15 protein-coding genes are annotated in these 16,087 nt (G+C 65.8%); 6 read left to right on the top strand and 9 right to left on the bottom strand.

The features are described 5' to 3' along the window. From tssD to ABZE94_RS13365, 5 genes are all read right to left on the bottom strand, one after another. Positions 1–162 (bottom strand): type VI secretion system tube protein TssD (gene tssD, locus ABZE94_RS13345; RefSeq protein ID WP_372876012.1); only part of this gene is annotated, 162 nt, incomplete at its 3' end. Between the two features lie 361 nt (positions 163–523). Beyond that, positions 524–727 carry a ribosome modulation factor gene (rmf, locus tag ABZE94_RS13350; RefSeq protein ID WP_372875999.1) on the bottom strand — a complete coding sequence of 68 codons (204 nt, stop codon included), beginning with the start codon at positions 725–727 and terminating at the stop codon, positions 524–526. 207 nt (positions 728–934) lie between these two features. Next, a complete protein-coding gene (gshA, locus tag ABZE94_RS13355; RefSeq protein WP_372876000.1) occupies positions 935–2,515 on the bottom strand; it encodes a glutamate--cysteine ligase in 1,581 nt (526 codons plus the stop codon). A 238-nt stretch (positions 2,516–2,753) separates the two neighbouring features. Further along, positions 2,754–3,140, bottom strand: a complete 387-nt coding sequence (locus ABZE94_RS13360) for a PaaI family thioesterase (RefSeq protein WP_372876001.1) — start codon at positions 3,138–3,140, stop codon at positions 2,754–2,756. Between the two features lie 3 nt (positions 3,141–3,143). Further along, positions 3,144–5,471: a Tex family protein gene (locus ABZE94_RS13365; protein WP_372876002.1), complete on the bottom strand. Its 2,328-nt coding sequence runs from the start codon at positions 5,469–5,471 to the stop codon at positions 3,144–3,146. A gap of 277 nt (positions 5,472–5,748) precedes the next feature. On the opposite strand from ABZE94_RS13365, the gene ompR reads away from it, so the two are divergent. Both ompR and ABZE94_RS13375 read left to right on the top strand, forming a co-directional pair. Further along, the gene (gene ompR / locus ABZE94_RS13370; protein WP_372876003.1) at positions 5,749–6,486 is read left to right on the top strand and encodes a two-component system response regulator OmpR; all 738 of its coding nucleotides are present in this window, start codon (positions 5,749–5,751) and stop codon (positions 6,484–6,486) included. Positions 6,487–6,676: 190 nt separating this feature from the next. After that, positions 6,677–7,990: an ATP-binding protein gene (locus tag ABZE94_RS13375; protein WP_372876004.1), complete on the top strand. Its 1,314-nt coding sequence runs from the start codon at positions 6,677–6,679 to the stop codon at positions 7,988–7,990. Between the two features lie 279 nt (positions 7,991–8,269). Here the strand turns inward: ABZE94_RS13375 and rimK are convergent, their stop codons facing one another. Further along, entirely contained in the window at positions 8,270–9,175 is a 906-nt protein-coding gene (rimK, locus tag ABZE94_RS13380; RefSeq protein WP_372876005.1) for a 30S ribosomal protein S6--L-glutamate ligase, read from the bottom strand. After that, entirely contained in the window at positions 9,172–9,606 is a 435-nt protein-coding gene (locus ABZE94_RS13385; RefSeq protein WP_372876013.1) for an ATP-dependent zinc protease, read from the bottom strand. The genes rimK and ABZE94_RS13385 overlap by 4 nt, the downstream gene beginning before the upstream one ends. 149 nt (positions 9,607–9,755) lie before the next feature. Between ABZE94_RS13385 and ABZE94_RS13390 the strand changes: the two genes are divergently transcribed. The 3 genes from ABZE94_RS13390 to ABZE94_RS13400 all read left to right on the top strand — a co-directional run bounded on the left by ABZE94_RS13390 (position 9,756) and on the right by ABZE94_RS13400 (position 11,862). Beyond that, entirely contained in the window at positions 9,756–10,163 is a 408-nt protein-coding gene (locus ABZE94_RS13390; protein ID WP_372876006.1) for an RNA-binding S4 domain-containing protein, read from the top strand. 197 nt (positions 10,164–10,360) lie between these two features. Continuing rightward, positions 10,361–11,014 carry an intradiol ring-cleavage dioxygenase gene (locus ABZE94_RS13395; protein ID WP_372876007.1) on the top strand — a complete coding sequence of 218 codons (654 nt, stop codon included), beginning with the start codon at positions 10,361–10,363 and terminating at the stop codon, positions 11,012–11,014. A gap of 101 nt (positions 11,015–11,115) precedes the next feature. Further along, positions 11,116–11,862: a substrate-binding periplasmic protein gene (locus ABZE94_RS13400; RefSeq protein ID WP_372876008.1), complete on the top strand. Its 747-nt coding sequence runs from the start codon at positions 11,116–11,118 to the stop codon at positions 11,860–11,862. Positions 11,863–11,866: 4 nt separating this feature from the next. On the opposite strand, the gene ABZE94_RS13405 is transcribed toward ABZE94_RS13400, so the two are convergent. Together ABZE94_RS13405 and ABZE94_RS13410 are read right to left on the bottom strand one after the other, a co-directional pair. Beyond that, a complete protein-coding gene (locus tag ABZE94_RS13405; protein WP_372876009.1) occupies positions 11,867–13,708 on the bottom strand; it encodes an SLC13 family permease in 1,842 nt (613 codons plus the stop codon). A 36-nt stretch (positions 13,709–13,744) separates the two neighbouring features. Continuing rightward, a complete protein-coding gene (locus ABZE94_RS13410) occupies positions 13,745–14,929 on the bottom strand; it encodes an NAD(P)/FAD-dependent oxidoreductase (RefSeq protein ID WP_372876010.1) in 1,185 nt (394 codons plus the stop codon). Positions 14,930–15,214: 285 nt separating this feature from the next. Between ABZE94_RS13410 and ABZE94_RS13415 the strand changes: the two genes are divergently transcribed. Further along, positions 15,215–16,087: S8 family serine peptidase (locus tag ABZE94_RS13415; RefSeq protein ID WP_372876011.1), on the top strand; the 873-nt coding region annotated here is incomplete at its 3' end.

Genomic DNA, 16,087 nt, shown 5'->3' on the forward strand with positions numbered 1-16,087 from the left:
CGGATCGCGCGGGATGATGACCTGGTGGTTGAAGGCCTGGACCAGGATCTGGTCTTCATGACCTTCCTGGAAGATGTTGCCGACCGAATCTTCGGTGAAGGTGCCGGCGGTGATCAGGCCTTGCTTGGTGCCTTCGAGAGACAGATACGCGGGTGTTGGCATGAGTGCTTTCCTTGCCTTGGGTCATGGATCTGAAGCGATCCGGGAGTCCAGTAGAAGGCGATAAACGTGCCATGTTTATAAATGTAATAAAAACCAATAAGTTAGCGTGACCATTTGAGGAGAAAAAGTCACAGGGTGCGGTAAGTCACGGAAAGCTGCGCAACTTCTTGCGCAGCAGTGCGCAGGAAGTTGCGCACTGATTCGCGGGCCTTTAACTGCATGGCCTGTAGCGAAGTATCCACAGGCTTATCCACATTTTGTTGCGCAACAAGTTGCGCAATGGCCTTGTGGCAGGAATGGCAAAAGGGTGTGTCGAGCAGGCAAGCAGCAGGCCTGCGCCAGGACGGGGAGTGTCCCTGGTTCAGGCGCTTTTCTGCTGACGCAGTTGTTGTTCGTGGCCGTCGTCCCAGCCGGCCTCCCAGGCAGCGGCAAGCACCTCGGCGGCGGGACCTTGGCGGGCGCGGGCTTGGCCGGTGAGGCCCGCCATGTAGCCTTGCTGGTAAGCCTTGTTCAGGCTTTCCAGGCTCCAGTGGTGGTCGTCCTTGGGGTGGGCGTCGGACTCCATGGGCACCGCTCGTGTTGATCGCTCTGTGCCTATGCTAGCTACGCCCGGCTTGCCTGGTTGGGTTGCCGGTCACAGCTTTCGCTGCATTGTTTGCTTTTGTGATCGGGTCGACTAAGAGGCTGAGAAAAATCGCTTGCCTGCTGCGACCGTCGCCGGGCGGCCGCAACTGCGTTGCGCTTGCCCGGCGGCCTTCGATATTTTCCCTGCCTAAATTCCCGGGGCCAGGATGCTCGCCTGGTAGGCCGCGGCAAAGCTGTCGAAATCGCCTTCTTCCTGAGCTTCCAGCTCCGCCTGGTCGCGCAGTGAGCGTGCGCTCGCGGATTCGAAGGCGGCCTGCTGCTCCGCGCTCAACGGCTGGCTGCGGAAGTAGTCGGCGTGCTGCTTGCTCTGGCGCAGGGCGAATTGGCTGAAGCTTTCGCCCTGCTGCAGGCGCGCCAGCACCTGGGCCGAAGGGGTCAGGCTGGCGTCGTCGACCTTGGCGCGCTGGGCCTGTAAGGCCTGGCTGTATGCGTCGTCGCCATGGCTCTGGTCGAGCAGGCTGGCCGTTTGCTGGATACTGTCGAGCAGTTCGTGGGCCCAGGCCTGCAGCGCCACGGGCTTGCCCCGCAGCTGCAGGTGCAGGCCGGGGCGGCGGCCGTCCTTGACCACCTTGAGGAAGTTGTCGGTACAGGCGTGGCATTCGTCGCCGCCCAGTGGCGGGCTTTCCTGCAGCGCACAGAACAGCAGGAAGGCGTCGAGGAAGCGTGCCTCGACCAGGTCGATGCCCAACGGCAGGAAGGGGTTGATGTCCAGGCAGCGCACTTCGATGTATTGCACGCCACGGGCCATCAGCGCCTGGATCGGCCGCTCACCGCTGTGGGCCACACGCTTCGGGCGGATGTTCGAGTAGTACTCGTTCTCGATCTGCAGGATGTTGGTGTTGAGTTGCAGCCATTCGCCATCCTTCTTGCTGCCGATTTCGACATAGGGCAGGTAGGGCGTGGCGACCGCCTGGCGCAGGCTGTCGGTGTAGCTGCTCAGGTCGTTGTAGCAGGGCGTGAGGCCGGCCTGGGCGTTGCTCTGATAGCCCAGGTCGCTCATGCGCAGGCTGGTGGCGTAGGGCAGGTACAGGGTCTCGCCATCGAGTTGCTGCAATTGGTGCGGGCGGCCACGCAAAAAGCCCGCGTCCAGCGCCGGCGAGGCGCCGAACAGGTACATCAGCAGCCAGCTGTAGCGGCGGAAATTGCGGATCAGGGCGATGTAGCGCGCCGACTGGTAGTCGCGTGCGTCGCGGGTATTGCCCTCTGCCTGCTGCAGCAGTGTCCACAGGCTGTCCGGCACGGAGAAGTTGTAGTGAATGCCGGCGATGCACTGCATGGTCTTGCCGTAACGCAGCGCCAGGCCCTTGCGGTAGACGTATTTGAGTTTGCCGATATGCGAGCTGCCGTACTCGGCGATCGGAATCGTCTCCTCGTCCGGCAGGGGGCAGGGCATCGACGGGCTCCACAGGTATTCACCGTCGAGCTGGCTGTAGACGAAGCGATGGATCTGTTCGAGATCGGCCAGGGTGGTGGCCGGGTCGGGCTCGGCCGGGGTGATGAACTCCAGCAGGGCCTCGGAATAGTCCGTGGTGATCAGCGGGTGAGTCAGCGCCGAGCCCAGCGCCGGCGGGTGCGGGGTCAGGGCCAACTGGCCGTCGCCGTCGACGCGCAGGCATTCGCGCTCGATGCCGTGCAAGCACTGGGAAAGCAGGGAGAGGTTGGCGCGCTCGCCGAGCAGGGCCAGGCGGCGGGAGAACAGGTCGCTCAAGATTGCATTCCTTTACGCGTCGGTCGCCCCAATATGGGGGCGAATCGATTGCTCTACAAGGGGGCCGGTAACGGTGAATTGCGCCGCGGCTGTTCGCTCTGGACGCAGCGCGGCCTGGTTACCCTAGCCCAGGTTGGGCGCAGACGATTACACGCTGGCGAAGGCTGCTTGTGCCTTTGCGACCCGCTTGTCGCCCGGGGATTCTTTCTCGCACCTGAGTCCGGCGGGCGCCGTCGGGTTATTTGCAGATAAAGGTGGCCTGGGCCGTGGCGATCAGTTTGTCGCCCTGCTGCACCCGCGCTTCCAGCACATGCACCTTGCGCCCGGCATTCAGCACGCGGGCGTTGCAGACTATCTCGCCCTCGTTGACCGCGCGGATGTAGTTGACCTTGCATTCCAGGGTCATGCTGCCGGCCTCGCCGCCGAACAGGCTGTGGCTGGCTTGGCCGAGTGCGGTGTCGATCAGCGAGAACAGCGCGCCGCCGTGCATGCGCCCGTGCAGGTTGAGCAGGTGATCCTGCATGCTCATGCGCACCTGGGCTTCACCGTTTTCGGCCTTCTCGATGGTCATGCCGAGCAGTTTGCTGAAGGCGCTGTCCTGGCCGACCGGGGGCGTGTTGCTCATGGTTTACTTCCTCAGCTGCTTGGCGTTGGCGAACAGCGCGGCCATGGCGGCGTTGCTGGCGGGTTGCGGCTCGGCGCGCGGCTTGCTGGCCGGCGGACGCGGGCTGGCGTCGCGCTTGCCGCCGCCACGCGGACCGTTGCGCGTCCCCTCGATCTTTTCGCCCGGGGTGTCGCCCATGCGCATCGACAGGGCGATGCGGTTACGCGGGATGTCCACCTCCATCACCTTGACCTTGACCACGTCGCCGGCCTTGACCGCCTCGTGCGGGTCCTTGATGAACTTCTCCGACAGCGCCGAGATGTGCACCAGGCCGTCCTGGTGCACGCCGATGTCGACGAAGGCGCCGAAATTGGTGACGTTGGTCACCACGCCTTCGAGGATCATCCCCAGTTCGAGGTCCTTGAGGGTTTCGACGCCCTCCTGGAACTCGGCGGTCTTGAACTCCGGGCGCGGGTCGCGGCCGGGTTTTTCCAGCTCTTGCAGGATGTCGCCGACGGTCACCAGGCCGAAGCTTTCGTCGGTGAATTTCTTCGGGTCGAGGCGCTTGATGAAGGCCGCATCGCCGACCAGCGAACGGATGTCGCGGCCGGTGTCGGCGGCGATGCGCTGCACCAGCGGGTAGGTTTCCGGGTGCACCGCCGAGGCGTCCAGCGGGTTGTCGCCGTTCATCACGCGGAGGAAGCCGGCGGCCTGCTCGAAGGTCTTCTCGCCCAGGCGCGACACCTTCTTCAGCGCGTCGCGGCTCTTGAACGCGCCGTTGGCGTCGCGGTGCGCGACTATGTTCTGCGCCAGGGTCGCGTTGAGCCCGGAGATGCGCGCCAGCAGGGCGGCCGAGGCGGTGTTGACGTCGACGCCGACGGCGTTCACGCAGTCTTCCACCACCGCATCCAGCGAGCGCGCCAGCTTGAGCTGGGACACGTCGTGCTGGTACTGGCCGACGCCGATGGATTTCGGGTCGATCTTCACCAGCTCGGCCAGCGGGTCCTGCAGGCGCCGGGCGATCGACACCGCACCGCGGATCGACACGTCGAGCTCGGGGAATTCCTTGGCCGCCAGTTCCGAGGCCGAATACACCGAGGCGCCGGCCTCGCTGACCATCACCTTGGTCATCTTCAGACCCGGGTACTTCTTGATCAGCTCGGCGGCCAGCTTGTCGGTCTCGCGGCTGGCGGTGCCGTTGCCGATGGCGATCAGGTCGACCGAGTGCTTGGCGCACAGTGCGGCGAGCACGGCGAGGGTCTGGTCCCACTGGTTCTTCGGCACGTGCGGGTAGACGGTGGCGGTGTCGAGCAGCTTGCCGGTGGCATCCACCACCGCGACCTTGCAACCGGTGCGCAGGCCCGGGTCGAGGCCGAGGGTCGCGCGCGGACCGGCCGGGGCGGCCAGCAGCAGGTCGTGCATGTTACGGGCGAACACCGAGATCGCCTCGTCTTCGGCGCCTTCGCGCAGCTCGCCGAGCAGGTCGGTTTCCAGGTGGGTGTAGAGCTTGACCTTCCAGGTCCAGCGCACCACTTCGCCCAGCCATTTGTCGGCGGCGCGGCCCTGGTTGCTGATGCCGAAGCGCTCGGCGACCATGCCCTCGCAAGGGTGCAGGGTGCCGGGCAGCTCTTCGCCGATCTTCAGGCTGGCGCTGAGGAAGCCCTCGTTGCGCCCGCGGAAGATCGCCAGGGCACGGTGCGAGGGGGCATTTTTCAGCTTCTCGTCGTGCTCGAAGTAATCGCGGAACTTGGCGCCTTCCTGCTCCTTGCCGGCAATCAGGCGGGCGCTGAGGGTGGCGTTGTCCTTGAGGAAGCTGCGCAGATTGGCCAGCAGGGTGGCGTCCTCGGCGAAGCGCTCCATGAGGATGTACTTGGCGCCTTCGAGTACAGCCTTGATGTCGGGGTAGCCTTTTTCGGCGTCGACGAAGCGCGCTGCTTCGCTTTCCGGATTCAGTGTTGGGTCGCCAAACAGGGCGTCGGCCAGCTCGCCGAGGCCGGCTTCCAGGGCGATCTGGCCCTTGGTGCGGCGCTTCTGCTTGTACGGCAGATACAGGTCTTCGAGGCGGGTCTTGGTCTCGGCCAGGTTGATCTCGCGGGTCAGTTCGGGCGTCAGCTTGCCCTGTTCCTCGATGCTGGCGAGGATGCTGGCGCGGCGATCGTCCAGCTCGCGCAGGTAGCGCAGGCGCTCTTCCAGGTTACGCAACTGGGTGTCATCCAGGCTGCCGGTGACTTCCTTGCGGTAGCGGGCGATGAAGGGCACGGTCGAGCCCTCGTCGAGCAGCGCTACGGCGGCGGCGACCTGTTGCGGGCGCACGCCCAGTTCTTCGGCGATGCGGTTGTTGATGCTGAGCATAAGGCGCTATCCACACTGGAACGAAAAACCGACCACGTAGAGCGCGGCCAGACGATAGAGCGGCGCATTATAGCCATTAGCGGCAAGCCGTAAGCCATAAGCTGCAAGACGGGGTTGTTGTGCCCAGCCGGTTTTCAGCCTGAGCGGGTTGACGGCTTGATATGACAAATCTGCTAACAATGGCTGCCCCGGTGATCGCGGCGGCTGAGCCATAATGCCGGCATTGGAAACTGTTCACGCCCGACCGGCGGCGCAGATTCTTGGTCAAGGAGCTTCTATGAGCAGCACTGCACTTCCGCTTGAAGGCGAGAAAATTCTGGTTGTCGATGACGATGCCCGCTTGCGGCGCCTGCTCGAGCGCTTCTTCGAGGAGCAGGGCTACCGCGTGCGCACGGTGGAGAACGTCGAGCAGATGGATCGCCTGTTGGCCCGCGAGCTGTTCCATCTGGTGGTACTCGACCTGATGCTGCCGGGCGAGGACGGCTTGTCGGCCTGCCGCCGGTTGCGCGCGGCGAACAACCAGGTGCCGATCATCATGCTCACCGCCAAGGGCGACGAAGCCAGCCGGATCCAGGGCCTGGAGCTGGGCGCCGACGACTACCTGGCCAAACCCTTCAACCCGCGCGAGCTGCTGGCGCGGATCAAGGCCGTGCTGCGCCGTCAGGCGCCGCTGGTGCCGGGGGCACCGGGCAGCGAGGACGAGAGCGTGAGTTTCGGCGAGTACGAGCTGTCGCTGGCCACCCGCGAGCTGAAGAAGGGCGACGAGGTGCACATGCTCACCACCGGCGAGTTCGCCGTGCTCAAGGCCCTGGTCCAGCATGCCCGCGAGCCGCTGACCCGCGACAAGCTGATGAATCTGGCCCGCGGCCGCGAGTGGGACGCGCTGGAACGCTCCATCGACGTGCAGATTTCGCGCCTGCGCCGGCTGATCGAGCCGGATCCGTCCAAGCCGCGCTATATCCAGACGGTCTGGGGCGTGGGCTATGTGTTCGTGCCGGACGGAGCCAAGTCGTAGGGTGGGTTAGGCGCGTCGCGGTTTGACGCCGTACGGCAATCCGGGGCGCCGTAACCCACCGATAAAGCGGCGACAATACCATCGCAATGGTGGGTTACGCGGCGTCCGGCATCCCACGCGTCATTGCGGATTTGTTGGCGCCGCTAACCTCCGCGGCCCGACCCACCCTACACGGACCTTGTAGCTATTCATGAAAACCCCGCTGTGGTTCCCGCAAAGCTTCTTCGCCCGTACCCTCTGGCTGGTGCTGATCGTGGTGCTGTTCTCCAAGGCGCTGACCCTGGTTTATCTGATGATGAACGAGGACGTGCTGGTCGACCGCCAGTACAGCCACGGCGCGGCGCTGACCCTGCGCGCCTACTGGGCGGCCGCTCCGGAGGATCGTGCGACCATCGCGGCGGCGGCGGGGCTCAAGCGCACGCCCCGCGACCAGGTGCCGGCCAGCGAACAGCACTGGCCCTACAGCGAGATTTTCCAGCGGCAGATGCAGGTCGAACTCGGCCCCGAGACCGAGGTGCGGGTGCGCGCGAAAAGCCCGCCGGCGCTGTGGGTGCATGCCCCGGCGCTGGGCGACGACTGGCTGCGGGTGCCACTGTATCCGCACCCGCTGCGCGGCCAGCGGATCTGGAGCGTGCTCGGCTGGTTCCTCGGCATCGGCTTGCTGTCCACCGCGGCGGCCTGGATCTTCGTGCGCCAGCTCAATGCACCCTTGAAACGCCTGGTGTTCGCCGCCCGCCAACTCGGCCAGGGCCGCAGTGTGCGCCTGCCGGTCAGCGATACGCCGAGCGAGATGACCGAGGTCTATCGCGCCTTCAACCAGATGGCCGAGGACGTCGAGCAGGCCGGCCGCGAACGCGAGCTGATGCTGGCCGGGGTGTCCCACGACCTGCGTACGCCGCTGACCCGCTTGCGCCTGTCCCTGGAATTGTTGAACAACGACTCCGAACTGACCGAGGACATGGTCCGCGATATCGAGGACATGGACGCGATTCTCGATCAGTTCCTCGCCTTTATCCGCGACGGTCGCGACGAGCCGCTGGAGCAGCTCGACCTGCTCGAGTTGATCCGCGAAGTGGTGGCGCCCTATAACCAGCAGCGCGAGCTGGTGCGCCTGTGCCTGGAACCGGTGCCGATCTTTCCACTGCGGCGGGTATCGATCAAGCGCCTGCTGGTCAATCTGATCGAGAACGCCCTGCGCTATGGCGGCAATGCGGTCGAAGTCGCCGTGTCGGTGTCCGACGACCACAGCGCGCCCTACGTCGTGCTCAGTGTGCTCGACCGCGGTGCCGGCATCGATCCGGCCGAGCTGAGCAGCATCTTCAATCCCTTCATCCGCGGCGACCGCGCCCGCGGCGGCCAGGGTGCCGGGCTCGGCCTGGCCATCGTCAAGCGCATCGCCGCCCTGCACGGCGGCAGCGTCGAACTGCGCAACCGCTGCGGCGGCGGCCTGGAGGCGCGGGTCTGTCTGCCGCTGGGGCTGCTGTTGCCGCGCGATGCGGTCTAGCAGGCTGTTGAAAAATTACCTGCGTGGCCATCGCGGCGTTAAAAACAGGCTCAAATGCGCATTTACAACTCGTAAACTCCGCTTTTCGCCTGTTTTTGCCTTGCGCTGGCTGCCTCGCCAACATTTTTCAACGGCCTGCTAGCAGCAAGAAGCCTTAGCCGGATAAGCTCAAGCGCAATCCGGCTGACCTAGTCCCGGGCTGCGCCAAGGCCTGCTCTATAAATTCAGGCGGGCTACGGCTAATGCGGTGCAACTTCGAGGCAGGCCCGGCCTTACCGGCTAGCCCTGGCCACGGGTGCGCGTGCGGTTGGGGCTGCCGTTCTTTTCCAGGTACTGGATCACCAGGCTGGCGACATCCTTGCCGGTGGTGGTCTCGATGCCTGCCAGGCCCGGGGACGAGTTGACCTCCATCACCAGCGGGCCATGGTTGGAGCGCAGAATATCCACCCCGGCCACCGACAGGCCCATGACCTTGGCGGCGCGGATCGCGGTCATGCGCTCCTCCGGGGTGATCTTGATCAGGCTGGCGCTGCCGCCGCGGTGCAGGTTGGAGCGGAACTCGCCGGGCTTGGCCTGGCGTTTCATCGAGGCGATCACCTTGTCGCCGACCACGAAACAGCGGATATCCGCGCCGCCGGCTTCCTTGATGTACTCCTGGACCATGATGTCCTGCTTGAGGCCCATGAAGGCCTCGATCACCGACTCGGCGGCCTTGGCGGTTTCGCAGAGCACCACGCCTATGCCCTGAGTACCTTCCAGCACCTTGATCACCAGCGGCGCGCCATTGACCATCTGGATCAGGTCGTCGATATCGTCGGGGGAGTGGGCGAAGCCGGTGACCGGCAAGCCGATGCCGCGCCTTGAGAGCAGTTGCAGTGAGCGCAGCTTGTCGCGTGAGCGGGCGATGGCCACCGACTCGTTGAGCGGGAATACGCCCATCATCTCGAACTGACGTAGCACCGCACAGCCATAGAAGGTCACCGAGGCGCCGATCCGCGGGATCACCGCATCGAAGCCTTCCAGCGGTTGGCCGCGGTAGTGGATCTGCGGCTTGTGGCTGGCGATGTTCATGTAGGCGCGCAGGGTGTCGATGACCACCACCTCATGGCCGCGCAACTGACCGGCTTCGACCAGGCGACGAGTGGAATACAGGCGCGGATTGCGCGACAGCACGGCGATTTTCATGGGGCACCAGAAAGGTCAGCAAGCGAGGGTTTGTCTTGAACGTAGGTCAGCGCCGGGTTGACCACCAGTTGGCCAGCAACCAGCGCCTTGGAACCGAGCAGCACGCGGTAGCGCATGGTCTTGCGGCAGGTCAGGGTGAATTCCACCGGCCACAGGCGATCGCCCAGGACCAGGTGGGTACGGATCACGTAGCGGCTCTGCACATGGCCGGTGGAACTCTTGATGTTCTTCACCGTCACCAGCGGCGCCTCGCAGCGATGGCGCCGTTGCACCAGGGTGCCGAGGTGCGCGGTGAAGCGCACCCAGTCTTCGCCATCGCGCTGAAACGGCTGGATATCGCTGGCGTGCAGGCAGGAGGTGCTGGCGCCGGTGTCGATTTTCGCGCGCAGGCCGACCATGCCCAGCTCGGGCAGGTTGATCCATTCGCGCAGGCCGATCACGCTGAGATGGTCGAAGGTCTTCAAATTGGGCGAATTCCGTCAGGCCGGGTTGGCCTATAGTTGCGGGCATTCTAGTTGGGCCTCATGACAACTGCATCAGGCAAAATTCACTTCAGCTGGCCGTTTCGATCGAGAGTGCGATGAGCAACAAAGCAGACGACAAAGAAGACGACAAGATACGCCTGGACAAATGGCTGTGGGCCGCACGTTTCTTCAAGACCCGCGCCCTGGCCAAGGCGGCGATCGAGGGCGGCAAGGTGCATTGCCGTGGCGAGCGCTGCAAGCCGGGCAAGGAGCCGCGGATCGGCGACGAACTGCTGATCCGCATCGGTTTCGACGAGCGCACCGTGGTCGTTCAGGCCTTGTCCGGGGTGCGCCGCGGCGCCCCCGAGGCCCAGGCGCTGTACAGCGAAACCGCCGAGAGCATAGCTCGCCGCGAGCAGGCCGCCGCGCAGCGCAAGGCCGGTGCCCTGGGCGTGCAGACCGACGGCCGACCAAGCAAGAAGCAGCGTCGGCAGATCCACCGGTTTCGTGACGGCCAGGATTGAGCGCAATCCGCGATCCGTAGGGAGCCACTCGCCGAAGGCAGTGCACCATGGATCTCCGGTGCGGCGCAACATTTGGCGGGTTGTCGCTGCGCTCCGAACGGATCGCCGCCCGAGCCGGCCTAGCCGCAGGCAGAGCCCCGCGGCCGCGGTATGGCAGCTAATCTGTAAAGATGGGCATCCAATCCGTGGAGGCAAGCATGACCCCGTCACACATCAGTCGCCGTCGGCTGCTGGTCGGGCTCGGCGGGGGCAGCTTGCTGCTGGCCAGCCCGGGGCTCTTCGCCGAGTTGCTGTTGACCCCGGCGCAGACGCGCGGGCCCTTCTATCCCGACCAACTGCCGCTGGATCAGGACAACGACCTGCTGCAGGTAGGCGACCACTCGCCTCAAGCCATCGGCACCGTGGTGCAGCTGCACGGGCAGATTCTCGATGCCCGCGGCGAGCCCCTCAAGGGCGCCCTGGTGGAAATCTGGCAGGTCGATGCCAATGGCATCTACCTGCACAGCCGTGGCGGCGATCGAGCTCGGCGCGACCCGAATTTCCAGGGTTATGGCCGCTTCGAAACCGCCAGCGACGGTGGCTACCGCTTCCGGACCATACGCCCGGTGCCCTACCCGGGACGCACTCCGCATATCCATTTCGCCGTGTCCCTGCCCGGTCTGCCGCGCTTCGCCACCCAGTGTTACATCCGCGGCGAGCCGCTCAATCAGCGCGATGGCGTGCTCAATGCGATCCGCGATCCGCGCCTGCGCGAACGCCTGGTCGTGCCCTTCGTCCCGGTGGCAGGCGCGCGGGCGGGTGTACAGGTGGCGCGCTTCGATATCGTCCTCGGCATGACCCCGGCCGCTTGATCTGGCACAGAGCGCCACGCTGACTATGCTCAAGCCACCACTTCACCCTGCATGAGGGATCACCCGTGACCGTCGCACCTTTTCATGGGGGGGTGGGCCGAATGCTCTGTGCGCTATTGCTCGGTTGCTGCCTGGCTGGCGCGACGCAAGCCGAGGCGTTGCGCCTCTACACCGAGGAATACCCACCGGTCAATTTCAGCCAGGACGGCGAGCCGACCGGCCTGGCGACCGAGGTGGTGCGCGCGATCATGCAGCGCACCGGGCAGCAGGCGCCGATCAGCGTGGTGCCCTGGGCGCGTGGCTATCAGCTTGCCCAGGTGCGGCCCAATACCGGGCTGTTCGTCACCATGCGCACCGCCGAGCGCGAGCAGCTGTTCAAGTGGGTCGGTCCGCTGGCCCGCACCGTCACCAGCCTCTATGCCCTGCGCAGTTCCGCATTGCGCATCGACAGTCTGGAGGAGGCGCGCCGCTTCGACGTCATCGCGGTGCCGCGCGACTGGTACAGCCACCAGTACCTGCGCGCCGAAGGCTTCACCAACCTGCACCCGGTGACCGGGCCGACGCAGATGATCCTCATGCTCAAGCGCGGGCGGGTCAAGCTGATAGTGCTGGACAGCCTCAGCCTCAGCGCCTTGCTTAATCGGGGCGGCGTGCAGGTCGGCGAAATGCAGGCGTTGTTCAGTTTCATGCACAACGATGCCTATATCGCCTTCTCGCCGCAAACCGACGACGCCCTGATCGAGCGTTGGCAGAGCGAGCTGGACGCCATGAAGGCCGATGGCAGTTTCGCCGCGCTCTATCGCAAGTGGCTGCCGGACCAACCGCTGCCGCCAGGCCCCGCGCCTTAGGGTTTCAGAGCGGCCAGACCAGCAATAGCAGCGGCACGCTGACCACCACCACGATGATTTCCATCGGCAGGCCGAGGCGCCAGTAGTCGCCGAAGCGGAAGCCGCCGGGGCTGAGGATCAGGGTGTTGTTCTGGTGGCCGATGGGGGTGAGGAAGGAGCAGGAGGCGCCGATCGCCACGGCCATCAGCAGGGAATCGGGGTTGACCCCGAGCTGGGTGGCCGCGCTCAGGGCGATCTGGCACATCACCGCGGCGGTGGCGGCATTGTTCATGAAGTCGGAGAGGGTCATGGTCACCACCAGCAGCAGGGTCAGCACCACCACCGGATTGCCCTGGGCGACGTGCTCCATCAGCAGGCGTGCCAGCAGGTCGGCCGCGCCCGTGGCGGACATGGCCCCGGCCACCGGTATGAGGGCGCCGAGCAGGACGATCACCGGCCAGTCGATGGACTGATAGAGCAGGCGCAGGGGCACCACACGGGTCACCATGAACACCAGCACGCCGGCGGCGAAGGCCACCGCCGCCGACAGCAGGCCAAAGCCGGCGAGCAGCACCGCCAGCAGCATCACCCCCGCGGCCAGGCCTGCCTGGGCCGGGTTGGGGATGCTGATGGCGCGGTCGGCCAGCGGTACGCAGGCATAGTCGGCGGCAAATTCGGCGATGTCGCTCGCCGCGCCCTGCATCAGCAGCACGTCGGCGCGTTCGATCTCGGTGGAGCGCAGGCGCTTGACCGAGCGGTGGCTGTGCCGCGAGATGGCCAGCAGGTTGATGCTGTAGCTGCTGCGCAGGTGGATGCTGCTGACCGAGAGGCCGATCAGGCGCGAGTCGGGGCGCACCAGCAGTTCCTGCAGCACGCTGTCTTCGTCGCTGTCCTTCTTCTCCGCGGCCTTTTCCTCGCCGCTGTCCTTGCCCTTCGTGTCGGCCTCGGCCTCTTCAGTCTTGTCGGTTTCTTTCTTGTCGTGCTCGGCTTCGAGCTTGAGCCCCAGTTTACCGAGCACCTCGCCGAGGGCCTCGGGCTCGGCCTCGATCACCAGTACGTCGTCGGCGCGCAGGATGCGCCGCGGGTTGGGCGCCGACAGGCGCAGCTTGTTGCGCACCATGGCGACCACCTGGGCGTCGGCCTCGTCGAGCATCTGCTCGACTTCGCGCAGGCTCTTGCCCTCGGCCTTGGCCCCTTCCTTGACCCGCGCCTCGGTTAGGTAGCGGCCGGTGTCGAAGCTGGCCACGCTGGCCACCTCGCGCCTGGGCACCAGGCGCCAGCCGATCAGGGCGATGAACAGCACCCCGGCGCCGGCCACCGCAACCCCGACCGGGCTGAAGTCGAACATGGCGAAGGGGCCGGCGCCGCTCTGGGCGCGAAAGCTGGAGACGATCAGGTTGGGCGGGGTGCCGATCAGGGTGGTCATGCCGCCGAGGATGGTGCCGAAGGCCAGCGGCATCAGCACCCGGCCGGGGGGCAGCTCCTGCTTGTTGGCGATCTGCAGGGCGATGGGCATCAGCAGGGCGAGGGCGCCGACGTTGTTCATGAAGGCCGAGAGCAGGGCGCCGAGGCCGGTCAGCGCGGCGATCGACAGCATCGGCCCGGCATCGCTGGGCAGCACGCGCCGGGCCAGGGCATCCACCGCCCCGGTTCTCTGCAGACCGAAGCTCAGGACCAGCACGCAGGCCACGGTGATCACCGCCGGGTGGCCGAAGCCGGCGAAGGCCTGCTCGTCCGGCACCAGCCCGGCCAGCACGCAGGCCAGCAGCGAGCCGAGGGCGACGATGTCGTGGCGCCAACGGCCCCAGATGAACAGGCCCATGGTGGCCAGCAAAATCGCGAGAATCAGGACTTGGTCTTGGGTCATGCGCAGGGTCGATCCTTGAGCGGGGGCGGCATCGGCTCAGACGTACTGCGCCGCAGCATAGCCCGAGGCCCAGGCCCACTGGAAGTTGAAGCCGCCGAGATGGCCGCTGACATCCAGCACCTCGCCGATGAAGTACAGCCCCGGGCTTTTCAGCGACTCCAGGGTCTTCGACGACACCTCGCGGGTGTCGACGCCGCCCAGGGTCACCTCGGCGGTGCGATAGCCCTCGGTGCCGGCTGGCACCAGCTGCCAGTCGGCCAACTGTTCGGCAATCGCCTTGAGTTCGCCGGAGGTGTATTGCTTCATCGGCTTGCTGACGAACCAGCTGTCGGCCAGCAACCCGGCCATCTTCTTGGTGAACAGCTCGGCGAGCAGGGTCTTCAGCTCGCTGTTCGGCCGCTCGCGCTGCTGTTCGGCCAGCCACTCGGGCAGGTCGATATGCGGCAGCAGGTCGATATGCACGGTGTCGCCCGGCTGCCAGAACGAGGAAATCTGCAGGATCGCCGGCCCGGAAAGGCCGCGGTGGGTGAACAGGATGTTCTCGCGAAAGCTCTGGCCGTTGCAACTGACCAGGCAGTCCTCCACCGAGGTGCCGGACAACTCCGTGCACAGCGCCTTCAACTGCGGATCGGTGATGCTGAAGGGCACCAGCCCGGCGCGGGTCGGCAGCAGGGTATGGCCGAACTGCCTGGCCACCTGGTAGCCGAAGCCGCTGGCGCCGAGGGTCGGGATCGACAGGCCGCCGGTGGCGATCACCAGCGACGCGCAGCTGACCAGGCCGGCGCTGGTCTGCAACTGGTAACCGGTCTCGAGCTTGGCGATCTCGCTGACCGAGGTCTCCAGGCGCAGTTCGACCCCGGCCTGCGCGCACTCGTCCAGGAGCATGCCGAGGATGTCGCTGGCCTTGTGGTCGCAGAACAGCTGGCCGAGCTTCTTCTCGTGGTAGGCCACGCCATGCTTGCCCACCAGGCCGATGAAGTCCCACTGGGTGTAGCGCGCCAGCGCCGACTTGCAGAAGTGCGGGTTCGCCGAGAGGAAGTTGTCCGGCTCGCAGTACAGGTTGGTGAAATTGCAGCGCCCGCCGCCGGACATCAGGATCTTCTTGCCGGCCTTGTTCGCGTGGTCGAGCAGCAGCACCCGGCGCCCGCGCCCGGCGGCGGTCAGCGCGCACATCAAACCGGCGGCCCCGGCGCCGATAATCACCACATCTGTCACTTGCACAGCCACTTCCCCACAACCCGACAGGCGCCGCGAGCGCAGCGCCAAACAGCGCGCATCTTACCCGAAGCCGCTAGACCGGTGAGGGCTGCGCGCCGGGTGGCTCTGAGCGGTTGCCCGGTACAGGCCTTGCCGCTAGCCGGTCGAATTCATAAAAAGCCGGCGTTCAATTGCGAAAGAGTCTGGCCCATGCCGGGTGCGGCCGCCAACAACCTGACTACGCTTTAACCAGTGGAAATTCGGCGCGGCGTGCCGCGCGGAGCAGCGCTCACTGCGAAAGAGGTGCCTATGAAGGTTTCGGCGTGGCTGCTGGCGGGTGCGGGGTTGTTGTCCATTGCAGTCGAGACGGCGGCTTCGCCCTATCCCTATATCGTGATCTTCTCGGACGCGGCCATTGCAGCGGCACCGGCGCCACAGCGGCCCGGCAACGGCGACTATGTCAGACCCGAGGTGCGCGCCGCCGCCGAGCACTTGGCCAGTCTGCACGGCTTCGGCCTGGGGCATGTCTACAGCCATGCCATCAAGGGCTTCTCGGCGCACCTGAACGACTGGCAGCTGGCGGTGCTGAGCGCCGATGCACGGGTGGCCTATATCGAGGCGGATCTGCCAATGTCGGTCATGGGGGTTCCGACGCAGGCGCCTGGCGTAACGGCCAAACCGGACCGTCGCGGCTCCACCGCCCCGGCGCCACAAGAACTGCCTTGGGGGATAGCTCGTGTCGAGGCGGATATCAGCAGTACCCTGGCGGGCGATGGCAGCGGCAGTGTGACTGGCGTGCACGCCTACGTCATCGACACCGGAATCGACACCAGCCACGCGGACTTGTATGTCGTGGAGCATGTGAACTTCGCCGGCGGGCCGAACAAGGACTGTCACGGGCATGGCACCCACGTGGCCGGTAGCGTCGGCGCGATCGACAATACCCAGGATGTGGTGGGCGTGGCACCGGGAATCGAGCTGGTGGGCGTCAAGGTGCTCGGCTGCGGCGGCACGGGCAGTACCTCCGGGGTGATCGCCGGCGTGGACTGGGTGACGGCCAATGCCATGCTGCCGGCCGTGGCCAATATGAGCCTGGGCGGCGGGGCCAGCGACGCACTGGATGAGGCGGTGCTGAACTCGGCGGCGGCGGGGATTTTCTATGCCGTGGCCGCGGGCAATGAC

The organism is Pseudomonas sp. (genome assembly GCF_041601375.1).
Lineage (GTDB): Bacteria > Pseudomonadota > Gammaproteobacteria > Pseudomonadales > Pseudomonadaceae > Aquipseudomonas.

What these genes read in the sequence shown, in the direction of transcription:
- ABZE94_RS13395 (WP_372876007.1), top strand. Translation starts at nt 10,361, where the DNA reads ATGACCCCGTCACACATCAGTCGCCGTCGGCTGCTGGTCGGGCTCGGC.
- ABZE94_RS13405 (WP_372876009.1), bottom strand. Translation starts at nt 13,708, where the DNA reads ATGACCCAAGACCAAGTCCTGATTCTCGCGATTTTGCTGGCCACCATG.
- rimK (WP_372876005.1), bottom strand. Translation starts at nt 9,175, where the DNA reads ATGAAAATCGCCGTGCTGTCGCGCAATCCGCGCCTGTATTCCACTCGT.
- ABZE94_RS13400 (WP_372876008.1), top strand. Translation starts at nt 11,116, where the DNA reads ATGCTCTGTGCGCTATTGCTCGGTTGCTGCCTGGCTGGCGCGACGCAA.
- ompR (WP_372876003.1), top strand. Translation starts at nt 5,749, where the DNA reads ATGAGCAGCACTGCACTTCCGCTTGAAGGCGAGAAAATTCTGGTTGTC.
- rmf (WP_372875999.1), bottom strand. Translation starts at nt 727, where the DNA reads ATGGAGTCCGACGCCCACCCCAAGGACGACCACCACTGGAGCCTGGAA.
- ABZE94_RS13375 (WP_372876004.1), top strand. Translation starts at nt 6,677, where the DNA reads ATGAAAACCCCGCTGTGGTTCCCGCAAAGCTTCTTCGCCCGTACCCTC.
- ABZE94_RS13360 (WP_372876001.1), bottom strand. Translation starts at nt 3,140, where the DNA reads ATGAGCAACACGCCCCCGGTCGGCCAGGACAGCGCCTTCAGCAAACTG.
- ABZE94_RS13390 (WP_372876006.1), top strand. Translation starts at nt 9,756, where the DNA reads ATGAGCAACAAAGCAGACGACAAAGAAGACGACAAGATACGCCTGGAC.
- ABZE94_RS13365 (WP_372876002.1), bottom strand. Translation starts at nt 5,471, where the DNA reads ATGCTCAGCATCAACAACCGCATCGCCGAAGAACTGGGCGTGCGCCCG.